Here is a 13289-nt window from a genome sequence, read left to right as displayed (position 1 = left end):
CTCAAGGAAACTTGAGGCTTTTTTTGGCATTAATTTTGTGATAAATGCGCCGAAATCAACCAACCCTATAACCAATTATGAATAAAAAAATTACTTCCAATTTTCTTAGAAAATTATCATTTCTACTCTTATTAGTTTTCGGAATTAGTTCGCAAATGCAGGCACAGCGAATAGTAGAAAAACTCAATCGTGGTCTCGTTGCCATGCGCTTAAATCCGAATCAGGTGTATGTGAACTGGCGTATGCTGGGAACTGAACCGACTGACGTAAGCTACAATTTGTATTGCAATGACAAAAAAGTAACTGGAAGTCCATTTACTTCTACTACAAATTTCACTCACGAAATCACTACTGATGGCAAGTATTACATTCGTGCTATTATTAATGGTGTCGAAGAAGCCGCTTCAGAAACTGTTTCCGTTTGGGAAAATCAATATTTAGATATTCCTATGCAAATTCCCGCTGGCGGAACCACTCCTGACGGTCGTTCGTACACCTATAGCGTAGGCGATTCCAGTGTAGGCGATGTAGATGGCGACGGACAATATGAAATTTTTGTAAAATGGGATCCATCGAATGCTCATGACAATTCGCATAGCGGATATACAGGGAATGTATTTATTGATTGTTACCGCTTAGATGGAACTTTGCTTTGGCGAATTGACTTAGGCAAAAACATTCGTGCCGGAGCTCATTACACCCAATTTATGGTATATGATTTAGATTCGGATGGTAAAGCCGAAATAGCCTGTAAAACTGCCGACGGGACTATCGATGGTACAGGAACAGTTATAGGATCAGCAACCGCCGATTATAGAAATACGAATGGTTTTATTTTATCCGGACCAGAATTTTTAACCGTTTTCAATGGATTAACCGGAAAAGCGATGGCAACTACCGACTATCTTCCTGCACGCGGCGGAGATGGTTCAGAGTGGGGAGACAATCGCGGGAATCGTGTTGATCGTTTTATTGCTGCCGTTGCTTACCTTGATGGAGAAAAACCTAGTTTAGTAATGGGACGCGGTTATTACACCAGACTCGTACGTGTTGCCTGGGACTGGAGAGATAACAAACTTTCTAAACGATGGATTTTTGACAGTAACGATGCTGAAAACAGAGATGCCCGTGGACAAGGCAATCACCAAATGACTGTGGGCGATGTAGATGGTGATGGAAAAGATGAAATATGCAACGGTAGTAGCGCTATTGATGACGATGGAACAAAATTATACGCGAACGGATTAGGTCACGGCGATTCTTTACACATGACCGATATGGACCCTGATCGTCCCGGGCAGGAAGTATGGCAGTGCCACGAGTCACCACGCAGTTATAAAGGTTACGGACTCGAATTTAGAGATGCTAAAACAGGAGAACCTTTATGGGGCGTGAATGGAGAAAATATTGATGTAGGCCGAGGTTTGGCTGCCGATATTGATCCCCGACACAAAGGTTATGAATGCTGGGGAGCTGTGGGAAATTTATACGATTGTAAAGGAAATCAAATTGCCACCAATAAACCATCGATGAATTTTGCGATTTGGTGGGATGGCGATTTAAGCAGAGAGTTATTAAACTCAAACCGAATTGACAAATGGGATTATACCAATTCTAAAAGCGTTAATTTGCTGACCGCTACTGGTTTTAGATCAAATAATGGTACAAAATCAACACCTTGTTTAAGTGCTGATCTTTTTGGCGACTGGCGCGAAGAAGTAATTTTCCGAAAAGACGATAATTCTGCTATTCGAATTTATACTACTAACATTCCTACCGATCATAAATTATACACTTTGATGCACGACACTCAATATAGGCTTGCTATTGCCTGGCAAAACTCGGCTTACAATCAGCCACCGCATCCGAGTTTTTATTTGGGAACAGATATGGAGCCACAAGCCCAGCCAAATGTTGTAACTCCTAAATAAATATTTCCGATTAAAAAAGCCTCAGTAATTCATACTGAGGCTTTTTTAGATTCCGAAATTCTATAAAAACAATTGAAAATAGTGTAAAATGAAGACAGCCACTATTGTCATCTTTGTGATATAACAATAATTAAAAATCAACATTATGACAAATACAGAAGATACTAGAAAAGAAATTGTAAGCACATTAGAGGGATTAATTGCTATTTTGGAAGACGGAAAACTAGGATACACTAATGCTGCAGAACATGTAGAAGATGCAATGATTAAATCGAATTTCACCAATTATGCCCGCGAGCGTGCATCATTTATTACTGAACTTCAGGATGAAATCAACAGACTAGGAAAATCAACTGATACTGCCGGAGGCGGACCATTAGGAGCCTTACACCGTGCCTGGATTGACATAAAAGCTACTTTTACAAGTAATGATACGGAATCTATTATTAATGCCTGCACTACTGGAGAAGAAGCGGCTATTGAAAAATATGAAATGGCTTTAAAACAAGAAGAACTTTCTCCAAACCAAATTGAACTTATCAGAAAACAACTAGGCTCAATTAAAGCAGTTTTAATGAAGTTAAAACTAAATAATTAAAACTTAAGCATACTACAAATGACAGCATACTACAAATGACCTCAGGTTTGCTGAGGTCATTTTATATTTACTAAACTTTATTTTTTAATACACTACTTTTAAAAAATGATATGAAAACCTCATTATTTCAAGATATTTTCAAAATTATCCTTGGCGCCTTTATGATACTTGCAGGAGTAGGTCATCTCACTTTTCAGCGTCAGGAATTTGTCGCTCAAGTGCCACTATGGTTGCCTAGAGATCCCGCTTTTGTAGATTTTGTAGTAGTGTCGTCGGGAATTGTAGAAATTGCTTTGGGACTGGGAATGATTTTTATAGCTAAATATCGTATTCAAATCGGGATTGTATTAGCGCTATTCTATGTGCTTGTGTTTCCAGGAAATATCTCCCAATACAATAATGGAATTAGTGCTTTTGGTTTAGACACTGATCAAAAACGTTTTATACGATTGCTATTTCAGCCCGTATTGATTTTATGGGCACTTTGGTCAACCAATGCCTTGAAATATTTAATCTTTAGAAATAAATAAACTTCTTAAAAAAATTTTAGCAATAAGTTGGATTCAATATTACCGCTCAGTTTCAAGACCAATAATCTCATTTTATCCATACTGGTGCTCGTTTACAACGAGTACCTACGTACAGACAAAACACAAAACCGAGCGTTTGCAACGCGATTCGCTTATACTTAGAGTTGTTCTGCTCTGTGAAAATAGTTTAAAATTTGAAGTAGCAACACTCCAAATTTTAAACTATTTTTGTTTTTCAAAATTTTGGACTTAACCTTATTGAAAAAATGAAACCATTCAGAAAGTTAAGTTTTATAAGAATACAATAAACTTCAATTTCTTAATTCCTTAATGGTTTAAAAAAATAAAAATGGCAAAAATCCTTCTTCTCGGCTCAGGCGAACTTGGTAAAGAATTTGTAATCGCTGCACAACGCATCGGACAAACCGTAATTGCAGTTGACAGTTATGAAAATGCACCTGCTATGCAAGTCGCTCATGCTTTTGAAGTGATTAATATGCTTGACAGCGATGCTTTAGACAAAGTGGTTGCCAAACATAATCCTGATTTCATTGTTCCCGAAATAGAAGCTATCCGTACCGAACGTTTTTACGATTACGAAAAACAAGGTATTACAGTTGTTCCATCGGCTAAGGCGGCCAACTTTACAATGAATCGTAAAGCCATTCGTGACTTAGCTGCTAAAGAATTAGGATTAAAAACGGCCGAATACCGTTATGCCACAACAGCCCAAGAGTTACGAAAAGGCGTTCTCGAAGTTGGGATTCCTTGTGTGGTAAAACCATTAATGTCTTCGTCAGGAAAAGGACAATCTACAATCAAAACCGAAGCTGACATTGAAAAAGCCTGGGAGTATGCCGTTGCAGGTTCGCGTGGTGATGTGGTAGAAGTAATTGTGGAAGCTTTTGTAAAATTCAATTCGGAGATTACTTTATTGACTGTAACACAAAACAATAATCGTACTTTATTCTGTGCGCCAATTGGTCACCGACAAGAACGTGGCGATTATCATGAAAGCTGGCAACCTGCCCGAATTTCTGATAAGGATTTATACGAAGCCCAGGACATGGCTGAAAAAGTTACCGAAGCCTTAGGTGGCGCTGGACTTTTTGGTGTTGAATTTTTCTTAGCCGATGATGGCGTTTATTTCTCTGAATTGTCCCCACGACCACACGATACCGGAATGGTTACGTTGGCAGGAACGCAAAATTTCAATGAATTTGAATTGCACCTCAGAGCGATTTTGAGTTTACCGATTGCCGAAATTACCTTAGAAAAAACGGGAGCAAGTGCTGTGATCCTGGCTTCGGAAAACAGTGCAAATCCAACATATACCGGAATTGAAAAAATTGCTGCCTTAGCTAAAACCGATTTCAGAATCTTTGGTAAACCATCCTCAAGACCTTATCGAAGAATGGGCGTAGCTTTGACAAACGATTCTTTAGAAACTCCTGTAGAAGAAGTGGTAGAACGTGCTGTAAAAGCGGCGGATTTAGTGACTGTAAATTCTTAACCTGTTGGTTGAAATTGTTTTTGATTATTGACTGAGGTTTAATCTTTTTTCAATAATCGAAAATTTGTAGGCGTCATTGTGGTGTGTTTTTTAAACAATCGGGTAAAATAAGAGTAATCTTCGTAACCTAACTCGATGGCGATTTCGTTCACTGTCCAGTTTTTGTCTAACAACATACGTTTTGCTTCGAGCATCACCCGATCTACAATCACTTCGGTGGTTGTTTTTTTTAGGATTTCATTACAAATGCGATTCAGATGCTTCAAAGTAATATTCAATTCGGAAGCATAAAAAGCCGCCGATTTTTGTTCTTTGTATTTTTTTTCTAAAAGCGTTTCGAAGTTTTTGACTTTAATATTATACGAATGCGTTCCATGAATATTGATTTCGTTATACTTTCGGGCCAATTCAATGTGAATAATATCCAATAGGTTCATTATTTTGTCGCGTTTCAATACTTTATTGGTTTGCATTTCGGCAATCAAATTTTCGAAATAGGGCAAAATGGATTTTGTTTCTTCTTTTTCCAATACAATTTCAGGACTATTTTGCACCGAAAAATAAAACGGATATTCGTCGATCGTTTTTTTACCAAAGTACAAATTGTACATTTCGGCAGCATAAAAAACAATAAACCCTTCGATATCTTCCGATAAAATCCAATGATGCATTTGTCCCGGCTGCAAAACAAAAACACTTCCGGGACGAATATCAAAACGATCAAAATCGACCTCATGAATTCCCGAACCATTGGTAAAAAAAACCAACAAATAGAAATTATGGCGATGTGGTTTTTCTACAAAACTATGATTAAGTAAATGATTTTTGAACGTATTGATATATAAATCACTGTTTACCGAATTGCAATTGAATTGTTCAATACTATAAATGGGGTATTTTTTCATCTAAAGAATGTCTTTTTTGTCCTATTATTAGCGAATATAGAAAATAGTGGGCAGATGGATAATAAATACCTTTGAAAAAAAATAGAAATCATGTCAAATACACTGCTTCACATCCTGAATAACGATTGTCCTCATTGTCATCAAGGGAAAATTTTTAATGAAAAAAGCATTTTCTTTAAATTTAATTTTCCAAAAATGAATGAATATTGTACGCATTGTCATTACAAATTTAAAAAAGAACCGGGCTATTTTTTTGGTGCTATGTATGTTAATTACGGACTTACGGTTGCTCAGGGAATTACAACTTATGTTATTGCCAGCTTCTTTTTTAAAGAAACATTCGACTTAAGAATTATTCCTATTATTATGGCGGTAATAGTCGCTTTGTCTCCTTTAAATATTCGTTTATCACGATTATTATGGATTTATATGTTTAAGAATTATTCCAGTTAGTAATACCAAACATAAATACAATACAGTCCAATCGATGTGGTATAATGCCGTTGTATATTTCATTTGGACCAATTTTTATTGGTCTATTTTGAAATAAAAAACAGTATAAAAACAGAAAGACCGCTTCCTCATCTATTCGACAAGAAAACAGCCTTTCTCCACTAACCAAAACTAACTCTAACTCTATATTATTTATTATTTGTAAGCTTCATTTTGAGTAATTACACCCGGATTTTGGTTAATTACTAAAAACGGAATTGGCAACAATAAGTCATCCTGAGTAATAGTAACGTTTTTGCTACTGTTCTTAATTACTGTAATGGCTCTTCCTGTTCTTATTAAATCAAACCAGCGGTGAAATTCAGATGCAAATTCTACTTGGGCTTCGTGTTCTAAAGCTAACTCAACAGTATTGTATTTAGCCGGATAACCCGCAGATCCATAAAGTGGTAAACCAACACGGGCACGAACTTCGTTTAGGTATTTTGGATCAGAAGTGGCTTCGGTAAGCATTAAAAGCACATCGGCATAACGAAGAATCATAAAGTTATTATCCGCAGCTTCTCTTAGACCAACAACAGGAGCTTTCGTATCTCTCCATTTAATTGGGAATTTCACCTCAACACGTGAACCATTGGCAGTTTGATATCCATCCTGAATAGAGATTGCTTTTCTTGGATCGCCTGTTTCGTAAGCGTTCCATAAGTCAGTACTAATTTGGTTAAATCCTCCTCCCCAGGCAGTAACCACACGGTTATCAACTGGCGAAAACATAGCCCAATACAAACTATACGGACTTGACAAACCTCCTTTGTACTGGATTTCAAAAATAGAAGACGCACCATTTTTCTTAGTTAAATCCCATAAATCAGCATACGGCACTAAGCTTAATTTTCCATATACTTTCAATAAGGTTTCGGCTGCTTTAGGTTTATTTCCCATAGTTAAATATACTTTTCCAAGCAATGTATTAGCGGCTTCCTGAGTGGCAGCACCTACAAAACGCTGACTTGTTTTTACAGGTAATTTAGCAGCTGCAAAATCAAGATCAGTAACAATTTGAGCATAAACCTGATCTTTTGGTGTACGTCCTTGTGCATAAGCATCGGCAATACTTAACGGAGTAGTTACCAATGGCACATCGCCCCAGGCACGAACCATATCAAAATAATACAGAGCACGTAAAAACTTCGCTTCCCCAATTAAAACATCTCGATTAGAAAACTCCAATTTTTCGGCACTGGCAATAATATTATTTACAACATAGATGGCTTTATAATAATTGTTCCAAAAATTAAGTACCAATTCATTATCAATAGCCATGGTATGCAATTCAAAACTTTCATAGTCTTGCACTCTTCCGGCAGCATTATCACTATAAGCATTATCAGACATTAATTCACCGTAAAGTGATGGCAAACTTTCTGGTCCGTACAAGGTATAAAGTGAATTATAAGCAGACCACATTGCTGTTTCAATGTCTTTTTGAGAATTATAAAAATTCTCTTCGTTAGCATTTGAAATAGGCGCTTTATCTAAAAAATCTGAACTACATCCTAACAGGAATAAGTTGCAAAAAAGGAGGATATATGTTAATTTTTTCATTTTCTTAAATTTTAAAAGATTGATCCCAATGTTAGAAACTAATATTTACTCCAGCAGTTGCAGTAAATGGATTTGGATAAGCACCATAATCAAAGCCAACCAATACACCTGATTGATAGGTACTACCTTCCGGATCATAACCTAGATAATCAGAGAATACATGTACGTTTTCCATATTCACGTAAAACTTCACATTACTAAGTTTGAATTTTTCAACTACTGACTTTGGTAAATTATAACCTAAACGGATATTTTGAATACGAACAAATGATGCGTCTTCAACCCAGTAACTAGATCCAAAATCATGAACAGTTGTTGGCAACATACGTGGTTTAGGAATCTGTCCGTTTCCAGGATTAGCGTCTGATTGCCAATAGTTATTTACAACAGAATACATATTTCTGTTTCCTCCACCTACTCCTGATTTTAGGTATCTCGCATTGTGATTTAAAATTTCTCCACCTTGTGAACCACGTATTAAAATAGAAAGATCAAATCCTCCATAAGAAAAATTATTGGTCATACCCCATTGAAAATCGGCTTGATTATTCCCCAAATAAGTACGGTCATTAGAATCGATTTTACCGTCATTATTCACGTCTCTTACTCTTGGATCACCCGCTTCACTGCCTGGCCATACCGGATAAGCATTACTATTTAATTCCGCTTGTGACATAATCACACCGTCAATAACATAACCATAGTACATTCCTATTGGTTTTCCTACGGCTGTACGAGAGGTCATACTGCTGACATTAATATCAATTGGAGCATCATTAGTACCCAGTTTCAAGACTTTATTTCTGTTGGCAAAAACATTCAAATCAGTACTCCACTTAAATTTACCATCGAAATTTTGTGTGTTAATATTAAGTTCTGCTCCTCTGTTTTCAAGTTCTCCAATATTTGTCAAAGTAGAAGAAAAACCGGAAAGAATTGGAATAGGCACATTCAACAATAAATCTTTAGTTCTTGAATAATAGATATCACCTGTAAATTTCACACGACCGTTAAACATGCCAAAATCAACACCAAAGTTAGTCTGACCTGTTTTTTCCCATTTCAAATTCTTATCAGCAAAATTTGATGTATTGATTCCTTGTTGTACAGTTCCTGAACTAACATAAGGGCTGTAACCTAATACTCCGATGGAACCGTAATTTGGAATTTGATTATTACCCGTTGCTCCATAACTCAATCTCAATTTTAAATTACTAACCCAAGAAACATCTTTTAAGAAAGATTCCTCAGAAATACGCCATGCAAGTGATCCCGATGGGAAATAACCCCATTTATTATTCGCTCCAAAACGAGAAGAACCGTCGGCACGAATTGCAGCTGTTGCCAAATACTTTCCTTTATAAGAATAATTGGCTCTGGCCAAATAAGAAACTAACGACCATTCTTCTGCAAAAGTATTTCCTGAATTCACAACACCTGCATTCAAAGTATGTACTAAATCATTCGGAAAATTACCTGCCGTCATAGTACTTGTATCTGTACGTTGTCCCTGAGCTGAATAACCTCCCAATAAATTTAATGTATGCGCTTCATTAAATGTTTTATTGTAAGTAAGCGTATTTTCTAAAATCCAGTTATTCGATTGTAATGTTTTAAAATCAGCCTGTGCCGGAACCCAACCTGAGTAACCCCAGTTTTGTCCTGCATTCCAATAGAAATTATGAGAAGTATTATCAATATTAGAACTCGCTGATGTTTTAAATGTCAAATCTTTTATAATATCCCACTCTAAATAAGAAGTAATAGTAGATACATTCATTATTTTCTTAGTCGAAGCTTCTCTTGTTAATGAGTAAGGATGCCAGAATTGCAAACCATATTTAGCAAATGTATTCCAGATAGATGCCGGATCTTTAAAACCTAAACTTCCGGTTTCAACATACAACGGAAAAATAGGCGCACTTTGCAAAGCCAAACTTACTACATCACTTTTTCCACCCGTTCCATAAGGAGCTTCCTGTGCACGGCTAAGTCCTATGTTCATAGCCATACGAACATTGTCATTAAATTTGTGCTTAATATTGGATCTTATGTTAATTCGGTCATAAGTATTTCTGTCAACAACACCTTCAGAATCCAGATAACCTAATGATACCATGAATTGTGTTTTTTCGTTACCACCAGAAGCTGATAATTGAAAGTTTCTGTTTTGTGCTGTTCTAAAAGCTACATCCTGCCAGTCCGTTCCATTTCCTATACGTGCTAACCAAGCTGGATCAGAATATTCCACAGGAACAGTTACATTAATTCCTCTTGTAGCCGATGGATTTGCAGCTACAATAGTTGCCCATGAATTATTTCTGGCAGCAGTGTTGTATGCAATAAATTCGGAAGCATTCATCACATCCGTTTTACGGTTTACATGAGAAAAACCAGTTTCGATAGTGGCATCAATTTTCGTTTTTCCTGCTTTTCCTTGCTTAGTGGTAATAATTACAACTCCATTTGCTCCTCTCGAACCATAGATTGCTGCTGATGAAGCATCTTTTAAAATATCAATCGATTCAATATCATTAGGATTAATGAAATTCAATGGATTTCGATTAAAACTTAAATTACTTCCTGTGGTAATTCCAGTATCTGTTGAATTTGTAGAACTATCTTCTAACGGAATACCATCAATAACATACAAAGGTGTTGTTCCTGCATTAATCGAAGATGCTCCACGCACTTTAATTGTAGGCGCAAGACCCGGAGCTCCCTGAGATTGTGTAATTTGAACACCTGTTGCTTGTCCTGCCAGCGACTGAAGTACGTTAGAATTTGACCTGCCTTCTATTTTTTCTGAACCTATAGAAACGATAGATCCTGTTAAATCTTTTTTCTTAACAGCTCCATACCCTACTACCACTACTTCCTCTAGTTTAGCAGAGTCTTCTTCTAGTTTTATCGAAAGATTATCCTGTCCGTTTAATGCAATTTCTTTGGTTTTAAAACCAATGTAAGAAACCACTAAAGTTCCTCTTTCATTATTTACTTTTAATGAAAATTTACCATCAAAATCAGTCTGAACCCCGTTTGTAGTTCCTTTTTCTACAACATTTACTCCAGGAATAGGCTGTCCGAAATCATCAGTAATTTTTCCGGTTACTGTTTTCTGTTGTGTTTTCTCGTTAACAATTACACTTTTTTCTTTAATAAAAATGGTATTATCAGCTGTTAACTCAAAACTGAGATTATTACTGGACAAACATTGTCCTAATAATTTAGTTACAGCGATAGTTCCTTTTTTTAATTTTACTTCGGGAATGTCTTTGAAAACTTTTCGGGGATAAACAAAATTATAATCGGTTTGTTCTTTTATAATTTTAAATACCTCATACACTGTTGCCGATTGATCTTTTTCAATAACTACGTTTACTTGTGCAAATGTTTTGTCTATGGTGAGGCAAAAAACATTGGTACACCATAAAAAGATAAATACTCGCATAAAAGTTTTAAATAGTCTCTCTCTAGCAGAAACAGAGACATTAGGCGCTTTAATTTCCATAATTTTTGGTTGGTTTGGTTTGGTTACACAATAGATAAAAAAGTTAGCTTTCCATAACAATGCTAGACTTTTTCCTTTTTACTCCAGAATTACTTGCTTGTCTTTTATTTCATAGTTTTTTATAATTTTAAAATATTTAATACTCTTTAAAATTTCATCCAGGGTTTGGTTTTTTCTTAAAACACCATCAAAAACTTCGTTTTCAATTGCTTTATTTTTAAATACAAAATCAAAATCATACCAGCGGGAAAGTACTTTTGTCATGTCTTTAAGTGTAATTTTTTCGAAACTAAAAACACCTTCTTTCCAAGATATTTCATTATAAACATCTACATTTTTCAAAACCGAATTGTTTGTAAGACTATTTAAACTTAGTTGTTGATTTGGCACTAATCTTTGTTTTACTTTTCCAATGTTGACATCTACTTTTCCTTCGACTAAGGTGGTGTAAATAGTAGTTTCATCTTTGTAAGCTTTGATATTAAATTCAGTACCTATAACATCAACTTCTTGTTTATTAGTAAGTACTTTAAAATGGGCTCCCTTATGTTTGGTACTAGGCGAAACCTCAAAATAAGCTTCTCCATATACTAATTCTACTTTTCTGGTTTGTCCTTCAATAAAAGCGACCGGGAATTTTAATTTAGTTTCTGAATTCAACCAAACCTGAGTTCCATCAGATAATTTAATAACAAATTTCCCTCCTCTTGGAATTGTCAAGTAGTTGTATGTTATTTCAGCTGGATTTGCTTCTTTAGCATTATAAACAATTTCTTCACCATTGCTTTTTGCATTTTGCGTTTGCAACGAAGCACCGTTTACTAAAGCTACTTGCGAACCATTTGCCAGCGTAAGTGTCGCTTTGTTAGAACCTGGCTCAAGAACATTTTCCTTAACAACTACAGGAGCAGTTGGAATTGGCTTATCAGAATTTACATCTTTTAAGAAATAAGCTGTGGTTAAAGCTCCCACAAGAACTGCGGCGGCGGCATATTTTATAAAATAAGATTTGATTCTGAATGTTGATTTTGATTCTTGAGAGGTTGCTAATATTTTGTTTTGAATACGAATAACATCAAGTTCATTCAGCACCGGTTTTTTATCCAGAATTACCAAGACTTCTTCTACAGATGGAATTCCGCTAGAGTCTGTTAATTCCTGAATATACTGTACCACCTGATCGACTTCTTCCTTAGAACATTGATTCAGGATGAACTTTTTTAATAAATTTTGAATATGAGTATCGTGTTGCATAATATACTTTCTTATATATAATACAGATGAGAAAATAAAAAGTACTACTCTATATTATTATTTTTTTCGAAAAATAGAAAAATAACAATAAAACAGAAACAAACAAAAGGAATTAAAAAATAAAAAAGAGAAGAAAAAACAATAATTAGTAACTAATAATTATTCTAACCAACGAGAAGATAACAGTATTATAAGAAGTGTAACATCGCCATGAGTCTCTAAAAAAGTCCTGATTTCAGCCAAAGCTTTACTCATTTGACCTTTTACAGTACTTACCGAAATATTCAATTCTTTGCTTATTTCTTCGTAACTCATTTCTTTATTACGCGACATTTCGAAAATAATCCGGCGTTTAGGAGGCAATTGTTCAATAGCTTTTTGCTTGATAGCATCATAATCGGCATCAGCGAGAATATCTTCAATAGGACTGTATGACTTTTGGCTTACATAAAAAACTTCGTCTTTTAGCTTATGACTATTGGCAACTTTACTAATAAGATTGAATGTTAAATTACGCGTAATAGTAAACACATACGATTTGAAAGATAAATCAACATTAAGCCTTTCTCTATGCAGCCAGATATTTAAAAATACATCCTGAACAATTTCTTCGGCAAGAATTTGATTTTTAAGCATACTTAAACTGTAGGCATACACATCATTACAGTACATAGTAAAAAGCATACCGAAGGCTTTCTCATTGCCTTCCATAAGTGCTGTAACCAATACTTTATTATTTATTGCTTTTGTTTCAGACATTATGAATCGCTTCTAAAAGATGTGGATTATTAATCTATTATAATTTTCTGTGTTTACTTTCGAAATTCTTGTTTTAAAAGTTGCTCCACACTAAAGTAGTAATTTGGATTACAATAATAACTAAATTAAATGTATAAAAAACACCAAATTCAAAGACTAGTCTAAAATTTTTATTTGAAACTAAAACCAAAATAATAATTCAAATTAGAAAAAGAACAAACCAGGCAAAA

Annotated in this window: 10 protein-coding genes; 5 read left to right on the top strand and 5 right to left on the bottom strand. The window is 35.2% G+C overall.

Annotation, left to right across the window (positions count from 1 at the left end; genetic code table 11):
- Nucleotides 1–77 precede the first annotated feature (77 nt).
- From FEM21_RS11935 to purT, 4 genes are all read left to right on the top strand, one after another.
- The gene (locus FEM21_RS11935; protein ID WP_081824695.1) at nt 78–1931 is read left to right on the top strand and encodes a rhamnogalacturonan lyase; all 1854 of its coding nucleotides are present in this window, start codon (nt 78–80) and stop codon (nt 1929–1931) included.
- A gap of 145 nt (nt 1932–2076) precedes the next feature.
- Nucleotides 2077–2529 (top strand): ferritin-like domain-containing protein, encoded by a 453-nt coding sequence (locus tag FEM21_RS11930; RefSeq protein WP_035660632.1) that lies wholly within the window; start codon nt 2077–2079, stop codon nt 2527–2529.
- Between the two features lie 110 nt (nt 2530–2639).
- Nucleotides 2640–3059 (top strand): DoxX family protein, encoded by a 420-nt coding sequence (locus FEM21_RS11925; protein ID WP_035660631.1) that lies wholly within the window; start codon nt 2640–2642, stop codon nt 3057–3059.
- Nucleotides 3060–3408: 349 nt separating this feature from the next.
- Nucleotides 3409–4572 (top strand): formate-dependent phosphoribosylglycinamide formyltransferase, encoded by a 1164-nt coding sequence (gene purT, locus FEM21_RS11920; RefSeq protein ID WP_035660630.1) that lies wholly within the window; start codon nt 3409–3411, stop codon nt 4570–4572.
- 38 nt (nt 4573–4610) lie between these two features.
- Here purT and FEM21_RS11915 read toward each other — a convergent pair whose 3' ends face one another.
- The gene (locus tag FEM21_RS11915) at nt 4611–5477 is read right to left on the bottom strand and encodes an AraC family transcriptional regulator (protein WP_051627585.1); all 867 of its coding nucleotides are present in this window, start codon (nt 5475–5477) and stop codon (nt 4611–4613) included.
- A gap of 90 nt (nt 5478–5567) precedes the next feature.
- On the opposite strand from FEM21_RS11915, the gene FEM21_RS11910 reads away from it, so the two are divergent.
- On the top strand, nt 5568–5930 hold the full coding sequence (locus FEM21_RS11910; RefSeq protein WP_035660629.1) for a hypothetical protein: 363 nt from the start codon (nt 5568–5570) through the stop codon (nt 5928–5930).
- A 195-nt stretch (nt 5931–6125) separates the two neighbouring features.
- On the opposite strand, the gene FEM21_RS11905 is transcribed toward FEM21_RS11910, so the two are convergent.
- From FEM21_RS11905 to FEM21_RS11890, 4 genes are all read right to left on the bottom strand, one after another.
- Nucleotides 6126–7535, bottom strand: a complete 1410-nt coding sequence (locus FEM21_RS11905; RefSeq protein WP_035660628.1) for a RagB/SusD family nutrient uptake outer membrane protein — start codon at nt 7533–7535, stop codon at nt 6126–6128.
- Nucleotides 7536–7566: 31 nt separating this feature from the next.
- Nucleotides 7567–10986: a SusC/RagA family TonB-linked outer membrane protein gene (locus tag FEM21_RS11900; RefSeq protein ID WP_160171316.1), complete on the bottom strand. Its 3420-nt coding sequence runs from the start codon at nt 10984–10986 to the stop codon at nt 7567–7569.
- A 138-nt stretch (nt 10987–11124) separates the two neighbouring features.
- Complete coding sequence (locus FEM21_RS11895; RefSeq protein WP_051627583.1) at nt 11125–12300, bottom strand: FecR family protein; 1176 nt, start codon at nt 12298–12300, stop codon at nt 11125–11127.
- 159 nt (nt 12301–12459) lie between these two features.
- The gene (locus FEM21_RS11890) at nt 12460–13059 is read right to left on the bottom strand and encodes an RNA polymerase sigma factor (RefSeq protein ID WP_035660627.1); all 600 of its coding nucleotides are present in this window, start codon (nt 13057–13059) and stop codon (nt 12460–12462) included.
- Nucleotides 13060–13289: the final 230 nt, after the last annotated feature.

The organism is Flavobacterium seoulense (genome assembly GCF_000695795.1).
GTDB lineage: Bacteria > Bacteroidota > Bacteroidia > Flavobacteriales > Flavobacteriaceae > Flavobacterium > Flavobacterium seoulense.
Note: the sequence above shows the minus strand (reverse complement) of the source record. Positions and strands in the feature narration are given on the sequence as shown.

Bases quoted from the DNA above. Each gene is read 5' to 3' on its own strand.
- FEM21_RS11935 (WP_081824695.1), top strand. From the start codon at position 78: ATGAATAAAAAAATTACTTCCAATTTTCTTAGAAAATTATCATTTCTA.
- FEM21_RS11930 (WP_035660632.1), top strand. From the start codon at position 2,077: ATGACAAATACAGAAGATACTAGAAAAGAAATTGTAAGCACATTAGAG.
- FEM21_RS11925 (WP_035660631.1), top strand. From the start codon at position 2,640: ATGAAAACCTCATTATTTCAAGATATTTTCAAAATTATCCTTGGCGCC.
- purT (WP_035660630.1), top strand. From the start codon at position 3,409: ATGGCAAAAATCCTTCTTCTCGGCTCAGGCGAACTTGGTAAAGAATTT.
- FEM21_RS11915 (WP_051627585.1), bottom strand. From the start codon at position 5,477: ATGAAAAAATACCCCATTTATAGTATTGAACAATTCAATTGCAATTCG.
- FEM21_RS11910 (WP_035660629.1), top strand. From the start codon at position 5,568: ATGTCAAATACACTGCTTCACATCCTGAATAACGATTGTCCTCATTGT.
- FEM21_RS11905 (WP_035660628.1), bottom strand. From the start codon at position 7,535: ATGAAAAAATTAACATATATCCTCCTTTTTTGCAACTTATTCCTGTTA.
- FEM21_RS11900 (WP_160171316.1), bottom strand. From the start codon at position 10,986: ATGCGAGTATTTATCTTTTTATGGTGTACCAATGTTTTTTGCCTCACC.
- FEM21_RS11895 (WP_051627583.1), bottom strand. From the start codon at position 12,300: ATGCAACACGATACTCATATTCAAAATTTATTAAAAAAGTTCATCCTG.
- FEM21_RS11890 (WP_035660627.1), bottom strand. From the start codon at position 13,059: ATGTCTGAAACAAAAGCAATAAATAATAAAGTATTGGTTACAGCACTT.